The 24,624-nt window shown below is 42.8% G+C and carries 20 protein-coding genes; 4 read left to right on the top strand and 16 right to left on the bottom strand.

The features are described from left to right. Window positions 1-45: 45 nt before the first annotated feature. A complete protein-coding gene (gene hydF, locus LPH68_RS19685) occupies window positions 46-1,236 on the top strand; it encodes a [FeFe] hydrogenase H-cluster maturation GTPase HydF (RefSeq protein WP_117810338.1) in 1,191 nt (396 codons plus the stop codon). A 141-nt stretch (window positions 1,237-1,377) separates the two neighbouring features. Here the strand turns inward: hydF and hisS are convergent, their stop codons facing one another. The 8 genes from hisS to LPH68_RS19645 form a co-directional block, all read right to left on the bottom strand. Further along, complete coding sequence (gene hisS, locus LPH68_RS19680) at window positions 1,378-2,742, bottom strand: histidine--tRNA ligase (RefSeq protein WP_004314016.1); 1,365 nt, start codon at window positions 2,740-2,742, stop codon at window positions 1,378-1,380. A gap of 240 nt (window positions 2,743-2,982) precedes the next feature. Beyond that, window positions 2,983-3,663 (bottom strand): zinc metallopeptidase, encoded by a 681-nt coding sequence (locus tag LPH68_RS19675; protein WP_004301089.1) that lies wholly within the window; start codon window positions 3,661-3,663, stop codon window positions 2,983-2,985. 120 nt (window positions 3,664-3,783) lie between these two features. After that, on the bottom strand, window positions 3,784-5,082 hold the full coding sequence (locus LPH68_RS19670; protein ID WP_151923803.1) for an alpha-L-fucosidase: 1,299 nt from the start codon (window positions 5,080-5,082) through the stop codon (window positions 3,784-3,786). Window positions 5,083-5,191: 109 nt separating this feature from the next. Beyond that, on the bottom strand, window positions 5,192-6,463 hold the full coding sequence (locus LPH68_RS19665; protein ID WP_004301093.1) for an adenylosuccinate synthase: 1,272 nt from the start codon (window positions 6,461-6,463) through the stop codon (window positions 5,192-5,194). After that, window positions 6,460-6,948 carry a Fur family transcriptional regulator gene (locus LPH68_RS19660; protein WP_008025868.1) on the bottom strand — a complete coding sequence of 163 codons (489 nt, stop codon included), beginning with the start codon at window positions 6,946-6,948 and terminating at the stop codon, window positions 6,460-6,462. The genes LPH68_RS19665 and LPH68_RS19660 overlap by 4 nt, the downstream gene beginning before the upstream one ends. 256 nt (window positions 6,949-7,204) lie before the next feature. Then, window positions 7,205-7,870 (bottom strand): DNA alkylation repair protein, encoded by a 666-nt coding sequence (locus LPH68_RS19655; protein ID WP_004314019.1) that lies wholly within the window; start codon window positions 7,868-7,870, stop codon window positions 7,205-7,207. A gap of 6 nt (window positions 7,871-7,876) precedes the next feature. Further along, on the bottom strand, window positions 7,877-9,925 hold the full coding sequence (locus tag LPH68_RS19650) for a dihydrofolate reductase (RefSeq protein ID WP_165861879.1): 2,049 nt from the start codon (window positions 9,923-9,925) through the stop codon (window positions 7,877-7,879). A gap of 95 nt (window positions 9,926-10,020) precedes the next feature. Further along, window positions 10,021-10,485, bottom strand: a complete 465-nt coding sequence (locus LPH68_RS19645) for an AraC family transcriptional regulator (RefSeq protein WP_004301101.1) — start codon at window positions 10,483-10,485, stop codon at window positions 10,021-10,023. Window positions 10,486-10,755: 270 nt separating this feature from the next. Here LPH68_RS19645 and recQ point away from each other — a divergent pair, with 270 nt between their 5' ends. Further along, complete coding sequence (gene recQ / locus LPH68_RS19640; protein ID WP_117810332.1) at window positions 10,756-12,564, top strand: DNA helicase RecQ; 1,809 nt, start codon at window positions 10,756-10,758, stop codon at window positions 12,562-12,564. Window positions 12,565-12,770: 206 nt separating this feature from the next. On the opposite strand, the gene LPH68_RS19635 is transcribed toward recQ, so the two are convergent. Together LPH68_RS19635 and cysK are read right to left on the bottom strand one after the other, a co-directional pair. Further along, window positions 12,771-13,589 (bottom strand): lipopolysaccharide assembly protein LapB, encoded by an 819-nt coding sequence (locus tag LPH68_RS19635; RefSeq protein ID WP_009039275.1) that lies wholly within the window; start codon window positions 13,587-13,589, stop codon window positions 12,771-12,773. Between the two features lie 27 nt (window positions 13,590-13,616). Then, window positions 13,617-14,567: a cysteine synthase A gene (gene cysK, locus LPH68_RS19630; protein ID WP_117683549.1), complete on the bottom strand. Its 951-nt coding sequence runs from the start codon at window positions 14,565-14,567 to the stop codon at window positions 13,617-13,619. Window positions 14,568-14,698: 131 nt separating this feature from the next. On the opposite strand from cysK, the gene LPH68_RS19625 reads away from it, so the two are divergent. Together LPH68_RS19625 and LPH68_RS19620 are read left to right on the top strand one after the other, a co-directional pair. Continuing rightward, window positions 14,699-16,534 carry an LTA synthase family protein gene (locus tag LPH68_RS19625; protein ID WP_230297094.1) on the top strand — a complete coding sequence of 612 codons (1,836 nt, stop codon included), beginning with the start codon at window positions 14,699-14,701 and terminating at the stop codon, window positions 16,532-16,534. Window positions 16,535-16,629: 95 nt separating this feature from the next. Continuing rightward, window positions 16,630-17,319 (top strand): phosphatase PAP2 family protein, encoded by a 690-nt coding sequence (locus tag LPH68_RS19620; protein WP_004311789.1) that lies wholly within the window; start codon window positions 16,630-16,632, stop codon window positions 17,317-17,319. A gap of 217 nt (window positions 17,320-17,536) precedes the next feature. On the opposite strand, the gene leuB is transcribed toward LPH68_RS19620, so the two are convergent. The 6 genes from leuB to LPH68_RS19590 all read right to left on the bottom strand — a co-directional run bounded on the left by leuB (window position 17,537) and on the right by LPH68_RS19590 (window position 24,423). Then, window positions 17,537-18,598, bottom strand: a complete 1,062-nt coding sequence (gene leuB / locus LPH68_RS19615; RefSeq protein WP_004311790.1) for a 3-isopropylmalate dehydrogenase — start codon at window positions 18,596-18,598, stop codon at window positions 17,537-17,539. 60 nt (window positions 18,599-18,658) lie between these two features. Next, entirely contained in the window at window positions 18,659-20,206 is a 1,548-nt protein-coding gene (locus LPH68_RS19610; protein ID WP_192923127.1) for an alpha-isopropylmalate synthase regulatory domain-containing protein, read from the bottom strand. Next, window positions 20,188-20,784 carry a 3-isopropylmalate dehydratase small subunit gene (leuD, locus tag LPH68_RS19605; RefSeq protein ID WP_120067379.1) on the bottom strand — a complete coding sequence of 199 codons (597 nt, stop codon included), beginning with the start codon at window positions 20,782-20,784 and terminating at the stop codon, window positions 20,188-20,190. The genes LPH68_RS19610 and leuD overlap by 19 nt, the downstream gene beginning before the upstream one ends. A gap of 42 nt (window positions 20,785-20,826) precedes the next feature. Continuing rightward, window positions 20,827-22,221 (bottom strand): 3-isopropylmalate dehydratase large subunit, encoded by a 1,395-nt coding sequence (gene leuC, locus LPH68_RS19600; RefSeq protein ID WP_004311792.1) that lies wholly within the window; start codon window positions 22,219-22,221, stop codon window positions 20,827-20,829. A 69-nt stretch (window positions 22,222-22,290) separates the two neighbouring features. After that, window positions 22,291-23,787 carry a 2-isopropylmalate synthase gene (locus LPH68_RS19595; protein WP_004315472.1) on the bottom strand — a complete coding sequence of 499 codons (1,497 nt, stop codon included), beginning with the start codon at window positions 23,785-23,787 and terminating at the stop codon, window positions 22,291-22,293. A gap of 402 nt (window positions 23,788-24,189) precedes the next feature. Continuing rightward, window positions 24,190-24,423, bottom strand: coding sequence for a hypothetical protein (locus LPH68_RS19590; protein ID WP_004311794.1), 234 nt, complete (start codon window positions 24,421-24,423; stop codon window positions 24,190-24,192). Between the last annotated feature and the right edge of the window lie 201 nt (window positions 24,424-24,624).

Below are 24,624 nucleotides of genomic sequence, written 5' to 3'. Positions count from 1 at the left end.
GCCAATTAGCTACGCACGAATTAACAAGTTGAAAAATTATCAATTATGAGCTTAACAGATACTCCAAATGCTAACAGACTTCATATCACCCTTTTCGGTAGACGGAACAGTGGTAAGTCTTCTCTTATCAATGCGTTGACAGGACAGGACATCGCGCTCGTTTCAAATACTCCCGGAACGACTACCGACCTTGTGTCTAAAGCAATGGAGATTCAAGGTATTGGTCCTTGTCTTTTTATAGATACTCCGGGATTCGATGACGAAGGAGAGCTTGGAGAACTGCGTATCAGCCGGACTTTAAAGGCTATTGAGAAAACGGATATTGCATTGTTATTATGTGAAGACACTACCTTTTTTCATGAAAAAGAGATACTGGCACTATTGAAAGAGAAGAATATCCCTGTCATTCCGGTATTGAATAAAATAGATATACGAGAGAATAGCGATCATTTAGCTACATATATCGAGGAACAATGTAAAATACACCCCTTGCTTATCAGTGCCAAAGAAAAGATAGGAATCGAACTGATCCGGCAAGCTATTCTTGAAAAATTACCTTCGGACTTCGGTCAACAAAATATTACCGGGAAACTTGTTACAGAAAATGACCTTGTACTTTTAGTAATGCCACAGGATATCCAAGCTCCCAAAGGTAGACTGATCTTACCGCAAGTGCAGACTATCCGTGAATTGCTGGATAAAAAATGCCTCGTAATGACTTGCACCACTGATAAGTTTTCTGCAACCCTACAAGCCCTTGCCCGTCCTCCGAAGTTAATCATCACCGATTCACAAGTTTTCAAAGCGATTTATGAACAGAAACCGGCGGAAAGTGAGCTGACTTCTTTCTCGGTGCTTTTCGCAGGATATAAAGGTGATATTCACTATTATGTAGAAAGTGCAGCTGTCATTGAAAGACTGACGGAATCGTCACGTGTACTGATAGCGGAAGCTTGTACGCACGCTCCCCTTTCAGAAGATATAGGAAGAGTGAAACTTCCTCGTTTGTTACGGAAACGGATTGGAGAGAATCTGCAAATTGATATGGTAGCAGGAACCGACCTTCCACAAGATCTGACTCCTTACTCTTTAGTTATCCATTGCGGAGCATGTATGTTTAACCGTAAATACGTACTTAGTCGCATCGAACGTGCGCGGGAGCAGCACATTCCTATGACGAACTATGGAGTAGCAATTGCTTTCCTCAATGGAATACTAGATCAAATAAAATACTAAAAAGAAATCTTCTCTTTTTTATTTTGAAGCGCCCCCCAAAAAGTCCTTTATCTAACTTTTGGGGGGCACTTCATTTTTATGTTAAGACGAACTCTTTATATTAACTAATTATGATGACATACTTAGTTCTAATATCTCCGCTTATTTCTTCACAATAGCAATCAGTTCGTCTGCTGAAACAAGGTTCTGTTCTCCAGTCTCCATATTCTTCAACATCACTTTGCCTTCGTTCATTTCATTCTCACCGACAATAGCTACAAACGGAATATTCTTCGCATTGGCATAACTCATTTGTTTCTTCATCTTGGCTGCATCCGGGAAGATCTCGGCACGAATATTGGCAGCACGTACCTTAGCCAGAATTCCCATTGAGTATGCAGCTTCCTTTTCACCGAAGTTGATAAACAGAAGTTCTGTTCCGTTTACAGCTTCTTTCGGGTAAAGTTCGAGCTGGTTCAGGACATCAAAGATACGGTCTGCACCAAAAGAGATACCCACTCCGGACACTCCTGCCATACCGAATACTCCGGTCAGATTATCATAACGGCCACCACCAGTGATACTGCCAATCTGTACATCCAGTGCTTTCACTTCAAAGATAGCTCCTGTATAATAGTTCAGTCCACGAGCTAAAGTAAGATCAAGCTCTATTTCATTCTTCAAGCCCATTGTTTCCAATGTATTCAGAATAAATTCACTCTCTTCCACTCCCTTCAGCCCTACTTCACTGGCTGATAACACATTCTTCAGTGTTGCCAATTTCTCTGCATTCGTACCACTAAGAAGAATGATCGGTTGCAACTTGGCAATAGCCTCATCACTGATTCCCTTCTCTTTCAGTTCGGCATTTACATTATCCAGACCAATTTTATCCAGTTTGTCAATTGCCACGGTAATATCTACAATCTTATCCGATTCGCCTATAATTTCAGCAATACCGGAAAGAATCTTGCGGTTGTTAATCTTAATACATACACGAATATTGAAACGACTAAAAACGGTATCGACAATCTGCATCAATTCCACTTCGTTCAATAACGAATCGCTTCCTACAACATCGGCATCACATTGATAAAATTCGCGATAACGTCCTTTCTGCGGGCGGTCGGCACGCCATACCGGTTGAATCTGATAGCGTTTGAACGGGAAAGTGATCTCATCACGATGCATCACTACATAACGGGCAAAAGGCACTGTCAAGTCGTAACGCAAACCTTTCTCACAGAATTTGCTTGCCAGTTTGGCAGCATTACGGCTTAACAATTCTTCGTCAGTAATCCCGGAGAAGTAATCTCCAGAGTTCTGAATCTTAAAGAGTAGTTTATCTCCCTCATCGCCGTACTTTCCCATCAATGTAGAAAGCATCTCCATCGAAGGAGTCTCTATCTGCTGGAATCCATACAAATGATATACGTCACGAATCGTATTGAATATATAATTACGCTTCGCCATTTCTACCGGCGAAAAGTCACGAGTTCCTTTAGGAATACTTGGTTTTGCTGCCATAATATTACTGTTTATAATTTTAATTGCGCAAATTTACTGCAAATTTCCGAGCAATACTTACATATATTTGAAAAAATCACCCGTATTGTGTCCATCCCCTATCAATATCGTAAAGAAACACTCAAGTAAGACCCTAAACAATACAAAAAATCCTCCATAGTCTTCGGAAAGACTGCGGAGAATCTTTTTATATTCTATGGAGAGAAGTTAATAAACGTACTTTTCTCCCTTTTTCATTTCTTAGTCTCTTCTACCCATGAAGATCATGATGTAGTATACCAATGTAGCCAGTGAGCCTAATGCAGCAACTACATACGTATAAGCAGCAGAACGAAGAGCATCTTCAGCCTGTGCATGATTGTACGAATTAGTAATGCCGGATGAACTCAACCAGACCAACGCACGTTTACTTGCATTGATTTCCACCGGCAGCGTGATAAAGCTGAACAATGTAGTCATAGCAAACAGGATAATACCTGCCAGCAATAACTGCGGGAAAGAGTTTATCAACAAGATACCACCCAACAATACCCACGTCATAATGGAAGAGGCAAAGTTTACCACCGGAACCAGCGCACTACGCATTTTCAACGGAGCATACATGCGTGCATGTTGTACAGCGTGTCCACATTCATGGGCTGCTACGGCAGCTGCCATTATACTGTTACTTTCATACACCCCTTCACTCAAATTCACCGTTTTGTTAGTAGGATTGTAGTGGTCGGTCAACCGTCCCGGCGTATGTGTAACCTGTACGTCATAAATTCCATTGTCATGCAACATTTTTAAAGCAACGTCGCGTCCTGTCATTCCATTTCCTGTAGGAATCTTAGAGTACTTCTTGAATTTGTTTTGCAAATTCATCTGTACCAACCAACTTACAACAGCGATTCCTATAAATAATACCCAATAAGACATCATATACTTTTCAATTTTAATTATTACTCTATATCTTTATAAACAAATTGTTTGCCAAAAATAAGGGGAAACGTTCAATGTCAGAATAGTTTCCCCTTGCTTTTATGAAGAATTAGCTAAAAATTAGTCAATTGTCAGTTCTACCACATAGTCAATATCTTTCGGAACCTCGGCGAATTCGAGCAAAACACCGGCTTTCGTCTTTGTGAAACGAACCGGAGACTGGTCTTTAAACAAGACTGCCTTCTTGACCTTCTTATCTGACAACGGCAGGAACAAAGCCGCATCTTTCAGGTCGAGAATATGCACATAGAGTTTATTTCCTTTTTGTGTTGTCACTCCCCAATCATGTGGAGCAACTGCACCGCTTCGTGTTCCATAAATCGTTTCACCATATTGTTTCATCCACTCTCCCATCTCTGCCAAGCGTTGTACAGCTACCGCAGGAAGTTCCCCATCGGGTTGAGGGCCGATATTCATCAAAAGATTGGCATTCTTACCGGCTGCCTTCACCAGATAGTGAATCAATGTCTTTGTTGATTTATAATTCTGATCGGTAATCTTATATCCCCACATACCATTCATTGTTTCACAAGTTTCCAACGGCAGACGACTCACCTCCTGTCCGGAAAGTCCCGAAACATTCTCACCCGGCAGATCGCGTTCGAAAATCTGAATATCTTCTCCATCAAAAGGCGTCTGATGATGATTATTACCCACCAGACACCCCGGTTGGAGTTTGTGAATCAGAGCATACTGTTCCGGTAATTCCCAGTTAAAAGTTTTGGGCTGATCCCACCATCCGTCAAACCAAATAGCCCCTATCGGACCGTAATTCGTCAGCAATTCTGTCAACTGGTTATTCATGAATTGATAATAACTTTTCCAATCTCCTTTCGAGTTCGAGCGACCCGTGCCCTGCCCTGTACGCCCCCAGGGATAGTCTTCGCGCGCCCAGTCAAGATGTGAATAATAAAAATGGAGCTTGATGCCCTGCTTGGCACAGGCTGCTGCCAGCTCTTTCACAATATCTCTTTTAAAAGGAGTAGCTTTGACTACGTTATAATCCGAATACTTAGTGTCAAACATAGAAAAACCTTCATGATGACGGGTAGTAAAACAGATATATTTGGCTCCCGAAGCTTTAATAGCCTCCACCCATTTATCGGCATTAAACTTGGAAGGATAAAATCCGCCTGCCAGTTTGGCATACTCTTTATAATTCAGATTATTGTTTGTCATAGTCCACTCACCGGTAGCGAGCATAGCGTATAGCCCCCAATGAAGAAAAATACCAAACTTATTGTCCTGAAATTCCTGCCGTGCTTTCAAATTCTCTTCGGTAGGCTGATAGGAAGATTGCGCAAATACTCCCAAGTTCATTACGAACAACAAAAGGAAAGCTATAAAACGTGTTTTCATAAGGCATACATTATTTTTGTGTGTTTAGGATAGACTATACAAAGGATTGAACAAGAAAGGCGGAGTTTTTCTTCAATCTCCGCCTTTCCTCCATATAATAAATCAATTGTTATTCTTCAGTATAACGTTCGATGGTCTGTGCTCTGTCCGGTCCTACAGATACAATCTTGATTTCTACACCAAGCTGTTCTTCCAGGAAAGTCAGGTAAGCATTGAATTCTTCCGGGAATTCATCTTCGCTCTGCATCTTGGTCATATCTGTCTGCCAGCCCGGAAGCTCTGCATATACAGGTTCTACGCCTTCTGTGATGTCATACGGGAAGTAGTCGATCTCTTCACCGTTCACTTTGTAAGCAACGCACGCTTTGATTGTTTCGAAAGTATCGAGTACATCGCTCTTCATCATAATCAATTTGGTAACTCCGTTTATCATAACGGAATACTTCAACGCTACCAGGTCAATCCATCCGCAACGACGTTTACGACCGGTTACAGAACCGAATTCATGTCCCAACGTACACATCTTGTCGCCTGTTTCGTCAAACAGTTCTGATGGGAACGGACCTGCTCCTACACGAGTACAGTATGCCTTGAAGATACCATATACTTCACCGATACGGTTAGGTGCCACTCCAAGTCCGGTGCAGGCTCCCGCACATACGGTATTGGAAGAAGTCACAAACGGATATGAACCGAAATCAATATCAAGCATAGTACCCTGTGCTCCTTCACAAAGCACGCTCTTACCATCCTTCAACAGGTTATTCACTTCATGTTCGCTATCTACGAAATGGAATTGTTTCAAGTATTCGATACCTTCCAACCATGCTTTTTCCAGTTCAGTAAGATCGTATTCATAATTCAAGCTCTTCAGAATTTGTTCGTGACGAGCTTTTGCGGCAGCATACTTCTGATCGAAATTATGAAGAATATCACCTACACGAACACCGTTACGGCTCACTTTATCCGTGTAAGTAGGGCCGATACCCTTACCGGTAGTTCCTACTTTAGCATCGCCTTTGGCTGCTTCGTATGCAGCATCCAGAATACGGTGTGTCGGAAGAATAAGATGAGCTTTCTTTGAAATATGCAAACGTTCTTTCAGCGGATGACCCGATGCTTCAAGTGCTTCTGCCTCTGCTTTAAACAATGCCGGATCAAGTACCACACCGTTACCGATGATGTTTACCTTGTTTCCTTGAAAAATACCGGAAGGAATAGAGCGAAGCACATATTTCTGTCCTTCAAACTCAAGCGTGTGACCGGCATTCGGGCCGCCCTGAAAACGAGCAACCACATCATACTTAGGTGTTAAAACGTCGACTACTTTTCCTTTACCTTCGTCGCCCCATTGTAATCCTAATAGAACATCTACTTTCATTTTTCTTTCTTATTGTTGTTATTTACTTTTTTCCGTTTGTTAGCTCTGTCGCACTTACTACATACTCCATATATATATAAGGAGTAATGTGAAAGCTGGAAGCGGCTCAATTTCGTATTTTCAATGGCTTGCTGCAGTTCCTCGTTCTGAAACTCGGTCACTTTACCACATTGAGTACATATCTGATGATGATGTGTCTCGCGATTATATGATTTTTCGTATTGGGAGGAAGTACCGAACTGATGCTTAATGACCAGCCGTGCATTGATAAGAAGAATAATGGTGTTGTAGAGAGTCGCCCGGCTCACCCGGAAATTCTCCTGGTCCATCATCCGTGAATAAAGCATGTCAATATCGAAATGACCGTCGATAGAATAAATAGTATCGAGTATGGCGTAGCGTTCAGGAGTCTTTCGATGCCCGTTCGCCGTGAGATATTCCGTGAATATCTGCCTTACTGTATCTTTCACGTTTTGAGTTTCCATCATCAGCCAAAATTAGCGCGAACAAAGTTAAGCCTTTTTTGCGGAAAGCAAATGATAAAGAGAAGTTTTTTTAGTTCATCACAGAGTTAGACAGTTTTTTTATAAATTAAATGGAGGCTATCATTCGTTTTGTAGATTGGCTTATATAATAAACGAATAACAAGACGGTTTATTTTTTAGACGCGTCATCCGTGTTATCCGCGTCTAAAAAATTAAACCGTTATTTAATAAAAGGACTTACTCCATGAAAATAAGATTAGTCTACAGCAAGCTCCTCTTTCACCATATTGTAGAGCATTTGCTCTCCTTCCAAGGTAGAATCAGCCATACCTTCCACCAAGCGGCATACTTGAAAAGCATGTTCCTCGCTATGCTGCATATATTTGCGGATAACCAGCAAAGCTGCGTTACGAATATGATAGCTGTCGGAATGTACCGCACAAATCGCCTGGTCGAGCAATTCGCCGGAGGCACGTTCGGTCATATCCCCTTTCTTCATCAGAAGACGGGCGGCAGTCAGGAAACCACAAGTCTGCACGTACTCCTGTTCGTCGGCAATCCAGTGAAAAGATTTGGCCGGAGCATACGGTAAATGCTGGAAGAGATTCATACAAGTCAGTTCTGCTATTTCGATATTCCGGATGTTTTCCACCCAAATATCGGCTATCTCGGGATAAAACGTTTCGATCGGCTGAAGCATTCCCGCCAGAATCTTACACTCGCGAATTTCCTCTTTCCATAAAGCCTGCGCCAGGTCATGATTCTTTTCGTAACCTTCGGCAATCATCTTGATACGAGGCAGTTCCACTCCGAAATTGAGTTTATAAACCAGCCCTTTCTCACGCATACTTTGGGACACAGCCCCGTTCATAGAGAGACGGAGCTGTGTCTTGATATCTTTCAATTGTTCTTTAATATCCATTTCAGATCAGTTGTTTATGGAAGGCAGCGGAGAATAATCAGTGCTGTAACGCAACATTTGTTCTACATAACCTTCATCATAAGAAACCGTGACATCCGTAACGTTTCCGTTTTCATCTGTCACCAGTTCGTATTTCGGATTCACAAAACCTTTATAAGGAGCCAGATTCAACTTCTTATAACGTTCCAGAACTTCTGCATGTAAAGCCGGATCTACTTTTACGGCATAGTTTTCTACCAATGAACGGGCACCTTCAAAGTCACCTGTCGATTTGATCCGCTGGATTTCAGCCAACAATTCGCCGAAAAGCTCGCGCACTTTCTGATAGTCATTGATAACCACATAAGTCTTTCCGTCTTTCTTCACCAATTCCACCACTTTATCGGCAGCCCCCTTCTCAAATACCCAGCGGGCTATCAACTGGCGGTTGCGCATGTGAGCTTCTTCCACAGTATTTCCCGGTTCGATACGTACCAACTGCGTCATCAAACCGTTCATCAGATAAGTATAATATTGAGCTTTATAAGCATCGGGAGAAGAGAGAAGTCCCAGTTCCACCAGCTTGGGGTCAGCCACATAATACAATCCGAACAAATCGGCACGCGCCTCTTCGATGGTAGAGCCGTATGCTTTCAAAGCATCAGGATCTACACCCGGAAGTAACTTACCGGAACCGTGTCCCAAACATTCGTGCAAGTCCGTATGCAGCTCATCCGTTAAATCAGAATACGCATCGATCAGTTGTATTTCCGCATCGCTATAAACAAATTCTTCGTTGAATCCGTTTCCGTGAGCGGCTTTATTATAAGCATCTGTTATATTTCCGATTGTCACCGATTTAGAGCCGTGGTGAGCACGAATCCAGTTTGCATTCGGCAGATTGATACCGATAGCCGTTGCCGGGTAAAGATCACCTGCAAGGATAGCGGCAGTAATCACTTTAGCCGATACCCCTTTTACCTTTTCTTTCTTGAAAGATTTATCTACGGGAGAATGATCTTCAAACCACTGCGCATTGCTACTGATTATCTCTGTGCGGTGCGTTGATTCCAAATCTTTGAAATTCACCAAAGACTCCCAGCTCGCTTTCATACCCAATGGGTCACCGTAACTTTCAGTAAATCCATTCACAAAGTCGATTCGTGAATCAAGGTCTTTCACCCAAAGAATGGCATATTCATCGAAATCTTTCAGATTGCCTGTTTCATAGAATTGAATCAGTTTGGTGATGACGGCCTTTTGTGCCTCATTCTCCGCTACACCTTCCGCCTTTTTCAGCCAATAAACAATCTTCTCTATTGCCTGTGTATAGAGTCCACCTACTTTCCAAACTTTCTCCTCCAACTTTCCGTTTTCTTTGACCAGCCGACTGTTCAGCCCGTAAGAAACCGGTGTTTCGTCTTTCGGGTCCTTCAGGGCGCTATAAAAACTCTCTGCCTCTTTCTGCGTCACTCCGTCATAATAGTTACAAGCAGAAGTCAACACAAGATCTTCGCCATCTGCCTGGTTTACCCGTTTCGGCATAACAGTCGGATCGAAAATCACCGGAAACAGTTCGGCACAAAGTTGTTCGGCAGTCTGTTCTTCCGCCAACGGCAGCAACTGGGCATCTATACCGAGTACAGCCTGTTTCAAGAACTCCTGCGAGAAGTTGGGCACGAATTTCTCCGTACCATAGTGATGATGAATACCATTGGAGAACCATACCCTTTTCAGATACACCTCCATATTTTTAAAATCAGGTGTTGTTTTATCTCCCTGATAGTTTGTATATACTGCTTCGAGCATCCGACGGATTCTCAAATTATATTTTCCATTCTGGTCAAACAGAATATCCCTTCCCTCCAAAGCAGCCTCTGTCAGGTAATAAATCAGTTCCTTCTGTTTCAGCGTCAGTTCCTCAAATCCGGGAACTTTATAACGCAATATCTGTAAATCAGCAAATTGTTCCACTGTATAATCAAATTTGTCTGCTTCAGCAGTTGTTGTTTTACTTCCTCCGCACGATGTTAAAAGCGTAGCGGCCACTGTCATTAAAATCAGATGTTTTTTCATAATGCTAGCATTGATTAATTAAAATGAGAAAAGGAATTATCTCCAAAATCTTTCATTTAGAGGTAATTCCTTTTGACTAATTTCGGAACGCGCAATTATTTCTTATTTTCGAGATGTTTTTTGCGATATCCATTAGGAGTCTCACCTACGTTTTTGTAAAATGCAGCGTAAAAAGATTGACGATTTGCAAAGCCAACCATGGCACTAATTTCTTCCACATTTTTGTCGGCATAACGTTTGTCAGTCAATAAATGCAAAGCATCTTTTACTCTGTATTCATTCAACAGGCAAGAATAGTTCATGCCAAAGCGTGAGTTTACTACTGCAGAAAGGTAACGAGTATTCGTCTTCAATTCTTTCGCCAAGTCCTTAGCTGAATAGTCAGGATCCTTGTACTTCTTCTGTACAACGATGATATTCAGGATCTTGTCATACAACTCGTCTGCCAATTCCGGTCTAATCAAAGACCTGTATGCAGCCTTCTTTTCTTTCTTTTCCCTCAAATTGTAGGGACGTTTTTTCGGAGTTTCTTCCGTTTTTTTGTTCTCTAAATCACTCATTGAATTAACTGGTTAGGGTTTGTTCATTTGTTAATAATTGCTCATTTGCAACATAACATGTTACAAATGTCTTACTTTTTTTTTAAACACACAATTATTTTGTGCATTTTTTTTTCTAAATAAACAATCAAAAACCTTGAAAAAGAAGGAATAGCCTTGAATAATAAGAAACTTTAACTTATTTATAATTCATATCAGAAACTGAAATCTACACATGATGAAAATTGCCAAAGAAAAATGTACCTTTGCAGCATGGATAAATCAGCATCAATGAGAGAGACTTTAAAGACATATTTCGGGTACGATAGTTTCCGTCCTCTGCAAGAAGAAATCATCCGCCACATCCTGAACAAACAGGATGCATTGGTATTAATGCCCACTGGTGGGGGGAAATCGATCTGTTACCAACTTCCCGCACTGCTTTGCGAAGGTACTGCCGTTGTCGTTTCTCCCCTCATCTCATTGATGAAAGATCAGGTAGAAGCATTGCTGGCAAACGGCATCGCTGCCGGAGCGCTGAACAGCAGTAATGACGAAACAGAAAACGCTAATCTGCGCCGCGCATGCATTGAAGGCCGCCTGAAGCTGCTTTACATTTCACCGGAAAAACTTTTAGCTGAAAAGGACTATTTGTTGCGGGATATGAACATCTCTCTGTTTGCTATTGATGAAGCTCATTGTATTTCGCAATGGGGACATGATTTCCGTCCGGAATACACACAAATGGGAGTGCTCCACCAACAATTTCCGCAAATACCGATTGTCGCACTAACCGCCACCGCGGATAAAATCACGCGCGAAGACATCGTACGGCAATTGCATCTTAACCATCCGCGTACCTTCATTTCCTCGTTCGACCGTCCCAACATCAGCCTGACTGTGAAACGTGGATTTCAAGCGAAGGAAAAGAACAAGGCTATCTTAGAATTCATCCACCGCCACGGGGGAGAAAGCGGGATTATTTACTGCATGAGCCGAAGTAAGACGGAAACCGTCGCACAGATGTTACAAAAGCAGGGTATCCGTTGCGGGGTTTATCACGCGGGGTTATCCACTCAACACCGGGACGAAACACAGAATGATTTTATTAACGACCGCATACAGGTGGTATGTGCCACCATTGCTTTTGGAATGGGGATTGATAAATCAAATGTCCGCTGGGTGATACATTATAACCTGCCTAAAAGTATAGAAAGCTTTTATCAGGAAATAGGACGTGCCGGACGTGACGGGCTTCCCAGCAATACTGTCCTGTTTTATTCATTAGGCGACTTAATATTACTAACTAAATTCGCTTCGGAAAGTAATCAGCAAAATATCAATCTGGAAAAGCTCCAACGTATGCAGCAATACGCAGAGGCCGATATTTGCCGACGAAGAATCTTATTAAGCTACTTCGGAGAAACAACAACAGAGGATTGCGGTAACTGCGATGTTTGTAAAAATCCCCCTCAACGATTCGACGGTACAGTCATCGTGCAAAAAGCATTAAGTGCCATCGCACGCACAGAACAACAAATCAGCACAGGAGTGTTGATTGATATTCTTCGTGGAAACTATTCTGCGGAAGTAACCGGAAAAGGGTATCAGGAACTTAAAACGTTCGGTGCCGGACGCGACATTCCTCCTCGTGACTGGCAAGACTATCTGCTTCAAATGCTGCAACTCGGCTACTTTGAAATAGCTTATAATGAGAATAATCATCTCAAAATAACGTCAAGCGGAAGTGATGTTCTCTTCGGAAGGACACAAGCGGCATTGGTAGTTATCCAGCATGAGGAAGCAGTTACCCGAAAAGGAAAAAAGAAAAAAGTGGTTATCGCCAAAGAACTCCCCTTCGGCGCGGCAGGCGGCGAAAGCCAAGATTTGTTCGAAGCATTGCGAGGATTAAGAAAACAACTTGCCGATCAGGAAGCTTTGCCCGCCTATATCGTCTTGTCAGACAAAGTGTTGCATCTGCTTTGCATCTCACGTCCCACCACCATCGAAGAGTTTGGAGAAATCAGTGGTATCGGCGAACACAAGAAAAAGAAATATGGAAAGGATTTCGTAAATCTGATTAGACAGTTCGTAGAATAAAAGAAATTCTTGAATAGTATATATTAACGAGTCACCTGACTAATGATTATTCGTTCCACTAGGGTTATCTTTCCGTTCCACAGTTGTTTCCCTTTAGTTCCACATAGGTAGAACTAAAGGGAAACAACTGTGGAACGAACTAATGTCCATAGCAAAAGGCGCTCACTTATGTAAACCGGAAAGATATAGTTGGCTTATTGATAACTTCACTTGCATTGCCGCAATTGCTCGTGCAAATCAGCCGGAGGCACTCCCAATGAAATAGCTTTTTCAAAGTCAGCTTTTGCGAGCCCTTTCTTCTTCTGTGCCAGGTAGATATTTCCACGCAACAGATAAGCATCAGCCGAGGCAGCATCCAACCGGATGGCTTCCTCCAAATCGACCAATGCCAAATCTTCATGTTTCATCTCACGTTCCACATCGGCACGGGCAATATAGAGCGTCGCATCTTCAGGAGTGGCCGCAAGCATCTTATTCAATATCTCAAGAGCTTCCCGGAATTTTCCTTCTTTCTGCTCCAAAGTAGCCAGTCCCAGCCGTCCGCTATAGCTCTGCGGATCGAGTTCCAATAAACGATTATAATCTATTCTCGCAGCCGGATAATCGCGGCGGAGCACATAAATATAAGCACGCATCAACAAAGCTTCTTTGTTCTGCTTATCCTCGTCCAACACCTGGCAATAATCCGTATAAGCACGGTCTGTTTTTCCCATTTCCATATAAATGGCGGCACGGTCGAGCAAAATAGGGACTGCCAAAGGAGCAAAGTTCAGTGCAAAAGAATAAGATTCCAATGCTTTATCAAACTCGCCCAAACGGCGCTGAACCAATCCCAAGTTAGAAAAGAGCAGTGCATTCTTTGCGTTTTTCGGTTCCAACTTCAAAGCCTGAAGCAAAAGTTCCTCTGCCTGGGGAAGACTGTCTTTTTCGATACACTCAATGGCTCTCTCGGACAATTGCTGATAGGTTTGCGCAAAGGTAACAGCCGGAAAACAAAAAAGCAAAACTATAATTATTCTTACCATGGTTCAGGTCTTTTTATAGTGAATGAATTAATCCAATGGATATGCGTCAAAAGCAAACAATTCGGTCGACAAATAACGCTCTCCCGTATCAGGTAACAACGCTACTATTTTTTTGTTCTTAAATTCCGGACGTTGTAACAGTTGACGGGCGGCATACACAGCTGCTCCCGAAGAAATACCCGCCAACAGACCTTCTGTTGCCGCTAACTCACGTCCTGCACGAATCGCTTCATCATCTGGCACGCCTATTACTTCATCCACCACCGAAGCATCATAAAGCTTCGGGATAAAATTCGCTCCAATACCTTGAATACGATGCGAAGCCGCCTCTCCGCCTGCCAACACTGGAGACGATGCAGGTTCCACAGCAACAATATAAATATTCGGATTATGTTTCTTCAAAGCACGGGCTACCCCGCAGACTGTTCCCCCGGTACCAACTCCGGCTACAAAAACGGCCACTTCACCGTCTGTATCCCTCCAAATTTCTTCACCCGTTGTCCGTTCATGAACAGCAGCATTGGCCGGATTCTCAAATTGTTGCAAAATCACCGAACCGGGAATACTATCACGCAACTCCTGCGCTTTGGCAATGGAAGCTGCCATCCCTCCCAGCCCATCTGTCAATACAATCTGCGCACCCAGCGCTTTCAACAGATTCCGCCGTTCCAGACTCATCGTTTCGGGCATGGTCAATATCAGGTGATACCCTTTAATAGTAGCCACCATTGCCAACCCTACACCTGTATTTCCGCTTGTCGGCTCAATAATCGTTGCACCGGGTTTCAATGCTCCACGAGCTTCCGCATCTTCAATCATCGAAAGAGCGACTCTGTCTTTTACACTTCCCGCCGGATTAAAAGCCTCCAGTTTGGCAATAATATTTTGTTCCAGACCATACTTTCCACTATAACCGGAAAGTTCCATCAAAGGGGTATTCCCCACTAAATCTGTTAGTTTCTTTGCAATCTTTGCCATCTTATTACTTCATTTTTGTCACAGACACGACAAAGATATGGAAAAAAAGGTATGTTTTACATCACATCATGAGAAAGATAAGGAAAAGTATAGTAACTTTGTATCCGTTCAATCTTTTTAAGTTTACATATATGAAAAAGAGAATTATACAATTTCTCACGACCTATTTTTTATTTATTCTTTTATTCGTTCTTCAGAAACCAATCTTCATGGTTTACTACCATGACTTATATACTAATGCATCTTTGGGTGACTATTTCCGCGTCATGTGGCACGGATTACCGCTGGATTTATCTCTTGCGGGCTACCTGACCGCTATCCCCGGCATCCTGCTCATTGCTTCCGCCTGGACAAATTCATCCATACTCCGCCGCATCCGGCAAGGATATTTCGGAGTAATAGCCTTTGTCATGGCCTGTCTTTTTATCATCGACTTGGGATTGTATGGCTTTTGGGGATTCCGTCTGGACGCCACTCCTATTTTCTATTTCTTCTCTTCTCCCAAAGATGCCATGGCAAGTGTCAGTTTTTGGTTTGTTCTACTTGGAATTCTGGCTATATTGATCTATGCAGCAATTCTATACTGTATTTTCTATTGCGTCCTTATCCGGGAGAAAAAGCCTCTGAAAATACCTTATCGACGCCAGAATGTCTCGCTTGCACTGCTTTTGCTGACAGCGGCACTCTTCATCCCTATCCGGGGCGGATTCAGCGTATCCACCATGAATTTAAGCAAAGTGTATTTCAGTCAGGACCAACGCATGAATCATGCAGCCATTAATCCGGCATTCAGCTTCATGTATTCTGCCACCCATCAGAATAATTTCGATAAGCAGTATCGCTTCATGGACCCGAAAATAGCCGACGAATTATTTGCAGAGATGGTAGACAAACCCGTCGCAGTAACCGACAGCATCCCCCAATTATTGAATACACAACGCCCGAACATTATTTTCATTATCCTTGAGAGTTTCTCCACACACTTGATGGAAACTTTCGGAGGACAACCCAATGTGGCTGTCAACATGGATAAATTCGCAAAAGAAGGTGTATTATTCAGCAACTTCTACGGCAGTAGTTTCCGCACAGACCGCGGACTGGCATCTATCATCAGCGGATATCCCGGACAGCCGAGCACCAGCATCATGAAATATCCCGAAAAGACGGACAAACTTCCTTCCATCCCCCGTAGCTTGAAAAATGCAGGATACAGCCTCGAATATTACTATGGAGGAGATGCCGATTTCACCAATATGCGCTCTTACCTGGTATCTTCCGGTATCGAGAAGATTATTTCCGATAAAGATTTCCCTCTGTCCGAACGTACCGGAAAATGGGGAGCACAAGATCACGTTTTGTTCCAGCGCCTGATGAAAGACCTGAAAGAAGAAAAACAAGAAGAGCCATTCCTGAAACTGGTTCAGACATCAAGCAGCCACGAACCATTCGAAGTTCCGTTCCACAGGCTGGATGATAAAGTCCTCAACTCCTTTGCGTATGCCGACAGTTGTGTGGGAGATTTCGTGAAACAGTATCAGGAAACACCGTTATGGAAAAACACACTGTTTGTACTCGTTCCCGATCATCAGGGTGCATACCCATACCCGATAGAAAATCCGCTGGACGGACAAACCATTCCGCTGATTTTAATCGGAGGTGCAATAAAACAACCTCTCGTAGTAGATACTTATGCTTCGCAAATTGACATTGCCGCCACTTTGCTCGCTCAATTAGGATTGCCGCACGATGAATTTACTTTCAGCAAGAATATCCTAAATCCGGGTTCTCCTCATTTCGCATACTTTACCCGGCCGGATTATTTCGGAATGATTACTGCCGACAACCAATTGGTGTATAATCTGGACGCCAACACCGTGCAACTGGACGAAGGCACCGCCAAAGGAGCTAACCTGGAAAAAGGAAAAGCGTTCTTACAGAAGCTCTACGATGATCTTGCCAAACGCTAATTATTAAGAAATATGGAATATTTATAAGGTAATATAGGACATTTACTATTCTTTATTGTATATTTGCGACGTTAAAAATAGATCAATAAAGCCGGATGATACATAGCGAAATCGTGCAATTCCTTTCGGAGATAGATACAAATATCTTCTTATCTTTCAATGGTATACACTCCCCTTTCTGGGATTATTTCATGAGTTCCTTCACGGGTAAAATAATCTGGGTTCCCATGTATGCCACCATATTATATATATTATTAAGAAATTTCCACTGGAAGGTAGTCGTATGTTATGTGGCAGCTATCGCGCTCACGATAACCTTTGCCGACCAAATGTGCAGCAGTATCATCCGCCCGGTAGTGGCACGCCTGCGTCCCGCCAATCCGGACAACCCTATTGTGGATATGGTATATATCGTAAACGGGTATCGTGGAGGAAGTTATGGTTTCCCATCGTGCCATGCGGCCAATTCATTGGGTCTTGCCATGTTTGTAGTATTTCTGTTCCGTAAACGTTGGCTAAGTATTTTCATCGTAACTTGGGCAATTCTTAACTGCTATACACGTATATACTTGGGTGTACATTATCCCGGTGATTTACTCGTAGGAGGTATTATCGGAGGATTCGGCGGTTGGCTATTCTGTACTATCGCTCACAAAATAGCCATTTATTTGGAACCTTCCACCCGTACGAAGAGAAAAGATATAAAACAATGGCCAGTCACTATTTATGTAGGATTGCTGACAGTGCTCGGTATCATTATATATTCCATAATTAAAAGTTGGTAAGGTTCACCACAGATTACACAGATTCACACAGATTTCAAATGATAAAAAAGATATTCCATAAAAAGAATGAAGAGTAAGTGGAGTTATCAAACAAAATCTGAATATTAAAAATCACCCACGTTATAGATAGCTATAACGTGGGTGAAATTATTTATAAAGGGCTGTTATACAGCTCCATCAGCAATCTGTGTGAATCGGTGTAATCTGTGGTAGAATATCAAGCTTTCTTGATATAATCAACAATCCACTGTCCTACTTCTTTCGTTCCGTATTTAGCACCGTCAGCCACCTGAATTTCCGGTGTACGTACATTCTCATCCAAAGAAGCGTCTACTGCTTTACGAATCAGTGCACCCTCTTCTTTGCAATCGAAATACTCAAACAACATAGCTACGGAAAGAATTTGTGCCAACGGATTAGCAATATTCAATCCTTTAGCCTGCGGCCATGAACCGTGAATCGGTTCAAACACCGGAGTACTCTCGCCTGTGGAAGCAGAAGGAAGCAAGCCCATAGACCCACTGATTACAGAACCTTCGTCAGTCAGAATATCACCGAAAGTGTTTTCCGTTACCATCACATCGAAGAAAGCAGGTTCCTGAATCATCTTCATTGCAGCATTGTCCACAAACATATAATCTGTTGTCACTTCCGGATAGTTCGGAGCCATTTCCTGCGCAATCTGACGCCACAGACGGGAAGAAGCCAACACGTTTGCCTTATCTACCACCGTCAGGTGTTTTCTGCGCTTCATCGCATATTCAAAAGCCACTTTCAAGATACGTTCGATTTCCGGGCGAGTATAATAGTTGGTATCATACGCTTTGTCATTATCCTGATACTTTTCACCGAAATACATACCTCCGGTCAACTCACGGATACAGATAAAATCTGCGTTCTCTACCAGTTCCGCACGCAACGGAGATTTGTGAATCAGGCATTTGAATGTCTGCACCGGACGGATATTGGCAAAAAGTCCCAGTTTCTTACGCATCGCCAACAAACCTTGTTCCGGACGTACCTTAGCAGTAGGGTCGTTATCAAATTTCGGATCGCCTACGGCAGAGAATAAAACAGCATCCGCATCTTTACAAACCTGATAGGTTGCTTCCGGAAACGGATCGCCTACTTTATCAATCGCATCAGCTCCACAGATTGCATATTCGTAACTTACTTTGTGGCCAAACTTCTCGCAAACGGCACTCATCACATCTACACCTTGCACAGAGATCTCCGGTCCGATGCCGTCGCCTGCTAATACAGCAATTTTAAAATCCATAATCGTTTATTCTTCTATTTATATATTCTTATAAAAAACATTCTTTGGGCAAGTTATCTCTCACTTGCTCTTCTCGTATTCATCTTCGATGAGGTTCAACATCTTCATAGTAGCTTTGATGGCAGCTTCCGTCTGATCGGCATCAAGTCCGCGGGTACGGAACACCTGCTCGTCATAACTCCATGTGATTACTGTCTGCACAAATGCATCCGTACGCCCACCGGGAGGGATTGTCACTGCATAATTGGTCAGCATCGGGAATTTGCGTCCCAATGTCACCTTATATATCTTACGCAATGCACGAACAAAAGCATCATACTGGCCATCACCGCCTGAACTCTCTTCGTACTCTTTTCCGTTGATTTCTATCTTCAACGTAGCCATCGGTTTCAATCCATGAGCCAGATTCACAAAATAGCTCTTCAGTTTGACCTTCTCACCAATCGCTCCATGCTTCAACACATCAGAAACGATGTACGGCAAATCTTCCTGTGTCACCAATTCTTTCTTGTCGCCCAGTTCGATGATACGCTCCGTCACCTTGCGCATAGCATCTTCATCCAGCTCCAGTCCGAGGTCTTCGAGATTTTTGCGGATATTGGCTTTGCCACTTGTCTTGCCCAACGCATATTCACGTTTACGACCAAAGCGCTCGGGAAGCAAATCATTACAGTAAAGATTATTTTTGTTATCGCCGTCGGCATGCACACCTGCCACTTGCGTAAAGACATTCTCACCTACAATCGGTTTGTTGGCAGGTATCATAATACCCGAATAAGACTCCACTACCCGGCTGACATCATTCAAACGGCTCTCGTCGATATTGGTCGCCGCATTGAAATGATCTTTCAGGATGGCTTGCACACTTGCGAGGGGAGCATTTCCTGCTCGTTCGCCCAGTCCGTTGATGGTGGTATGCAGTCCTTTTACACCGCTTAATACAGCTGCAAGAACGTTGCTCACTGCCAAATCATAGTCATTGTGCGCATGGAAATCGAGATGAGTATTCGGATAACGTTTCTTCATTTTCCGCATATACTCTATCACTTGCAAGGGATTCAAGATACCCAGCGTGTCAGGCAACATATAACGCTTGACGCTTGTCTCTCTCAATCCATCCATCAACTGGAATACATATTCAGGAGAATCCTTGATACCGTTACTCCAATCTTCCAAATAAACATTGACGGTTATATCCTGTTCGTCGGCATAATGCACCACATTAATGATATCTGCCAGATGTTCTTCCGGTGTCTTTTTCAGTTGTTGCGTACAATGCTTCAGTGAACCTTTACAAAGGAGGTTAATCACACGGCAACCGGTACGCTGAATCCAATCGACAGAAGTATGCCCGTCAACAAAGCCGAGCACTTCCACTTTATGGAGCAGATTGCGACGGGCCGCCCAGTCGCAAATCATCTTCACGGCTTCAAACTCACCGTCCGACACACGCGCCGAAGCAACCTCCACCCGGTCTACCTTTAAATCTTCTAACAGCAAACGGGCGATCATTAGTTTCTCATGAGGCACGAAAGATACTCCGCTGGTTTGTTCACCATCACGGAGCGTTGTGTCCATGATTTCTATTTTCACGCCTTCTTTTCCCATTCTTCTATTTTATCTTTATTGCTTAACAAGAAATCGATATCGTCCAATCCGTTCATCAAACAAAGTTTCTTGTAAGCATTGATTTCAAAATGTTCACTTTTACCTGTCGCCTTGTTGGTGATGGTCTGTTCGGGAAGATTCACTTCCACTTCCATCTTCGGGTCTGCTTCTATCGAAGCAAACAATTCTTGCAGAAACTCCTCGGTTACAACCACCGGAAGCACAAAGTTGTTCAACTCATTATTCTTATGAATATCGGCAAAAAAACTGGATACCACCACACGGAAACCATAGCCGGCAATTGCCCAGGCTGCGTGTTCACGGCTGGAACCCGAACCGAAGTTCTTACCTGCCACCAATATCTGTCCGCTGTAAGTAGGATTGTTCAACACAAAATCCTTATTCAAAGAACCGTCTGCATTGTAACGCCAGTCACGAAAAAGGTTATCACCGAAGAATTTCTCTTCACGAGTGGTTGCTTTCAAGAAACGTGCCGGAATAATCTGGTCGGTATCTACGTTTTCCAAAGGAAGAGGTACACAAGTACTTGTGATTATATTAAATTTTGTCTTAGCCATCTTTTTATTTACGATTTAACGATTTACTATTTACGATTGAAATTACATCAGTTCTCTCGGATCGGTAATCACACCTGTCACCGCAGCAGCAGCAGCCACCAGAGGACTAGCTAACAAGGTGCGTGCACCAGGTCCCTGACGTCCTTCGAAGTTACGGTTGCTGGTAGATACCGAATATTTCCCGGCAGGAATCTTATCATCGTTCATTGCCAGACAAGCAGAACATCCCGGCTGACGAATAGCAAATCCGGCTTCCGTCAAAATCTTGTCGATTCCTTCCTTACGGATCTGTGCGTCTACCATCCATGAACCCGGAACCAGCCATGCAATTACATTTTCCGCTTTCTTGCGACCTTTCACGATGGAAGCAAATGCACGGAAATCTTCGATACGACCGTTTGTACAAGCGCCGAGGAATACATAATCAATCTTTTTGCCCAACAAAGATTCTCCCGGTTGAAATCCCATGTAGTCCATTGATTTCTTGAATGAAACCTGTGCAGCTTCGCTCATTCCTTCCATCGTAGGAATGTGCTGTGTGATGCCCATACCCATACCCGGATTCGTTCCGTAAGTAATCATCGGCTCAATATCAGCAGCTTCGAAACGAACTTCCTTGTCGAATACGGCATCGTCATCACTCTTCAATGTCTTCCAATATGCCAAAGCCTTGTCCCATGCTTCGCCTTGCGGAGCACTTTCACGTCCCTTGATATATTCAAAAGTCACTTCGTCCGGAGCAACCATACCACCACGTGCACCCATTTCGATAGAAAGGTTACAGAGGGTAAGACGTCCCTCCATTGTCAGATTGCGGATGGCCGAACCTGCATATTCTACGAAGTAACCGGTAGCACCGCTGGTAGTCATCTTAGACATCATATACAGAGCTACATCTTTTGCAGTCACCCCTTTACCCAGTTCACCGTCTACCGTAATACGCATTGTTTTCGGTCTTGATTGAAGAATACATTGCGAAGCCAACACCATTTCCACTTCACTTGTTCCGATACCGAAAGCGATTGCTCCCATCGCACCATGAGTAGAAGTGTGAGAGTCACCGCAGACAATCGTCATTCCCGGCAAAGTCAAACCACGTTCGGGACCTACCACATGGATAATTCCATTCTTCGGATGCATCATACCGTAGTGTGTCAAACCAAAATCCTTCGCATTCTTAGTCAATGTGTCGACCTGCGTTTTAGAAATCGGATCTTCAATCTCCTTATCCTGATCGTGTGTCGGTGTATTATGGTCGGGCATACAAAATACCTTTTCCGGACGCAACACTCCGATTCCACGTTCACGCAATCCGGCAAAAGCTTGCGGACTAGTCACTTCATGACAATATAAGCGATCAATATAAAGCTGTGTAGGACCATCTTCCACAGTAGTCACCACGTGGGCATCCCATATCTTATCAAATAATGTATTCATCTGTTTATTTACTATTTTACTAATTACTATTTACTATTTTAAATGCCGATACGACTGTCAGTCTCTTTTTTATGATTTGAATTTGTTAATACAGTCAATATAAGCTTCTACGGAAGCGGCAATAATATCTGTATTAGCTCCAAAACCATAATAAATCTGGTTATCGTATTCTACCTGCATGTGTACTTTACCTACATCATCACTTCCCTTGCTGATAGCCTGAATAGTAAACTCTTTCAAAGTCATGTGGCGTTCTACAATCTTCTTCAATGCCTTGATAGCTGCATCTACCGGACCGTTACCACTGGCACAAGCCTCAAACTTCTCACCGGCAATGTTCAATCCCAAACTAGCTACCGAACGAACGCCGACACCACTCGTCACCTGCAAATAATCCAGTTTGATGCGATGATTCTGGCTACGGTCTGCACCTGCCAATACTAAAATATCGTCATCATTAATATCTTTCTTCTTATCAGCCAACTTCAAGAACTCATCATATACCTTATCCAGCTTTTCCTGCTCCAAGTCAACTCCCAAAATAGAAAGACGATTTTTCAACGCGGCACGTCCGCTACGGGCTGTCAATACGATAGAGTTATCATCAATACCCACATCATGCGGATCAATAATCTCATACGTCTGTACATTCTTCAACACACCGTCCTGATGGATACCTGAAGAATGTGCGAAAGCATTACGTCCAACGATCGCTTTATTCGGCTGTACCGGCATATTCATCAGGCTGGATACCATGCGGCTGGTCGGATAAATCTTCTGTGTATTGATATTGGTCTGAATATCTATTTCGTGGTGACTCTTGATAATCATGGCGATTTCTTCGAGGGCAGTATTTCCTGCACGTTCGCCGATACCGTTGATGGTAACTTCCACCTGACGTGCGCCGTTCAAAACACCGGCTATCGTATTGGCAGTAGCCATACCCAAGTCGTTGTGACAGTGAGTAGAAAGTATGGCATTATCGATGCCGTCTACATGGTCGATCAGGTATTTTATCTTAGCACCATATTCTGAAGGCAAGCAATAACCCGTTGTATCAGGAATATTCACTACGGTAGCTCCCGCTTTGATAACGGCTTCCACCACACGTGCCAGATATTCATTATCCGTACGGCCTGCGTCTTCTGCATAAAACTCTACATCGTCCACAAAACGGCGGGCGTATTTCACGGCAGCTACCGCACGTTCGATAATCTCCTCACGATTCGAATTGAATTTATATTTAATGTGCGAATCAGAAGTACCGATACCGGTATGAATACGTTTATGTTTAGCAAATTTCAGTGCATCTACAGCAACATCAATATCTTTTTGAACTGCACGTGTCAAAGCACAGATAGTAGGCCAAGTCACCGCTTTTGAAATCTCAATCACTGAATTAAAATCTCCCGGGCTCGAAATGGGGAATCCGGCTTCAATCACGTCTACTCCCAACGCTTCCAATGCCTTTGCTACCTGAATCTTCTCTACTGTATTCAACTGGCATCCCGGAACCTGTTCACCATCTCTAAGAGTGGTATCAAAAATAAATAACCTATTGTCCATATTCAATGTATATTATATAATTATTAGCATTAAAAAAAGCCTTTCACACTTGGAAGTGAGAAAGGCTTTCGTATATTTTCATTTATACACATTTACGCGCAGCACTCACTTCCACTAACCTTTGATAGTAGAATAATAATACCGCATAGTAGAATATGTATAAACATCTGGTTCATTTCTTGTCTCTTTTATAGTTTGACGGTGCAAAGGTATGGATTATTTCTTTACCACCAAATAATACGTTACTTTTTTATCGAAAAAAATATCATTTCATAAGTTAAAGCCGATTTTTACCAAAAATGTATCACGAATACAGGTCTATATTTCACTAAAAGAAAAGAGGGAGCAGAATGTTTTTCAGCATTCTCTCCCTCTTCTTCTTTATTGTTCTAAATCAATAGATTACTTCTTATCGCAACATTCTTTCTTTTCTGCGCAATCAGCTTTTTTGTCGCAAGCAGTAGCACAAGAATCTTTAGCCTGGCAGCAAGAATCAGATTCAACAACAGCTTCTACAGTTTCTACGGTTGTTTCTTCACCTTCAGAAGCAGCGTTAGTAGTTTTGTTACCAGCACAAGACATCATTGCAAAAGAAAATGTTACTGCTACAGCAGCCAAAAATAATTTAGTTTTCATACCTTTCAAATTTGCTTTAAACGTTTAATAAAATAATTGTCGGTCGCAAATATAACACTTTTTTTGCAAAGTACCAAACAACAGAAAGCCCCTTGATTCGTTGCTGAATCAAGGGGCTTCTCTAAAAACGGCGGCTACCTACTCTCCCACTGTTACGCAGTACCATCGGCGTGACGAGGCTTAACTTCTCTGTTCGGAATG

The organism is Bacteroides sp. 1_1_30, assembly GCF_020982715.1.
Classification (GTDB): Bacteria; Bacteroidota; Bacteroidia; order Bacteroidales; family Bacteroidaceae; genus Bacteroides; species Bacteroides xylanisolvens.
The sequence above is the reverse complement of the archived record's forward strand: the minus strand, read 5'-3'. Positions and strand labels throughout refer to the sequence as shown.

Excerpts from the sequence above, each read along its gene's own strand:
- LPH68_RS19620 (WP_004311789.1), top strand. The coding sequence starts at position 16,630 with ATGATACATAGCGAAATCGTGCAATTCCTTTCGGAGATAGATACAAAT.
- leuB (WP_004311790.1), bottom strand. The coding sequence starts at position 18,598 with ATGGATTTTAAAATTGCTGTATTAGCAGGCGACGGCATCGGACCGGAG.
- hisS (WP_004314016.1), bottom strand. The coding sequence starts at position 2,742 with ATGGCAGCAAAACCAAGTATTCCTAAAGGAACTCGTGACTTTTCGCCG.
- LPH68_RS19635 (WP_009039275.1), bottom strand. The coding sequence starts at position 13,589 with ATGGTAAGAATAATTATAGTTTTGCTTTTTTGTTTTCCGGCTGTTACC.
- LPH68_RS19625 (WP_230297094.1), top strand. The coding sequence starts at position 14,699 with ATGAAAAAGAGAATTATACAATTTCTCACGACCTATTTTTTATTTATT.
- LPH68_RS19655 (WP_004314019.1), bottom strand. The coding sequence starts at position 7,870 with ATGGATATTAAAGAACAATTGAAAGATATCAAGACACAGCTCCGTCTC.
- leuD (WP_120067379.1), bottom strand. The coding sequence starts at position 20,784 with ATGGCTAAGACAAAATTTAATATAATCACAAGTACTTGTGTACCTCTT.
- hydF (WP_117810338.1), top strand. The coding sequence starts at position 46 with ATGAGCTTAACAGATACTCCAAATGCTAACAGACTTCATATCACCCTT.
- recQ (WP_117810332.1), top strand. The coding sequence starts at position 10,756 with ATGAGAGAGACTTTAAAGACATATTTCGGGTACGATAGTTTCCGTCCT.
- LPH68_RS19650 (WP_165861879.1), bottom strand. The coding sequence starts at position 9,925 with ATGAAAAAACATCTGATTTTAATGACAGTGGCCGCTACGCTTTTAACA.
- leuC (WP_004311792.1), bottom strand. The coding sequence starts at position 22,221 with ATGAATACATTATTTGATAAGATATGGGATGCCCACGTGGTGACTACT.
- LPH68_RS19660 (WP_008025868.1), bottom strand. The coding sequence starts at position 6,948 with ATGGAAACTCAAAACGTGAAAGATACAGTAAGGCAGATATTCACGGAA.
- LPH68_RS19590 (WP_004311794.1), bottom strand. The coding sequence starts at position 24,423 with ATGAAAACTAAATTATTTTTGGCTGCTGTAGCAGTAACATTTTCTTTT.
- LPH68_RS19610 (WP_192923127.1), bottom strand. The coding sequence starts at position 20,206 with ATGGGAAAAGAAGGCGTGAAAATAGAAATCATGGACACAACGCTCCGT.
- LPH68_RS19675 (WP_004301089.1), bottom strand. The coding sequence starts at position 3,663 with ATGATGTCTTATTGGGTATTATTTATAGGAATCGCTGTTGTAAGTTGG.
- LPH68_RS19670 (WP_151923803.1), bottom strand. The coding sequence starts at position 5,082 with ATGAAAACACGTTTTATAGCTTTCCTTTTGTTGTTCGTAATGAACTTG.
- LPH68_RS19665 (WP_004301093.1), bottom strand. The coding sequence starts at position 6,463 with ATGAAAGTAGATGTTCTATTAGGATTACAATGGGGCGACGAAGGTAAA.
- cysK (WP_117683549.1), bottom strand. The coding sequence starts at position 14,567 with ATGGCAAAGATTGCAAAGAAACTAACAGATTTAGTGGGGAATACCCCT.
- LPH68_RS19595 (WP_004315472.1), bottom strand. The coding sequence starts at position 23,787 with ATGGACAATAGGTTATTTATTTTTGATACCACTCTTAGAGATGGTGAA.
- LPH68_RS19645 (WP_004301101.1), bottom strand. The coding sequence starts at position 10,485 with ATGAGTGATTTAGAGAACAAAAAAACGGAAGAAACTCCGAAAAAACGT.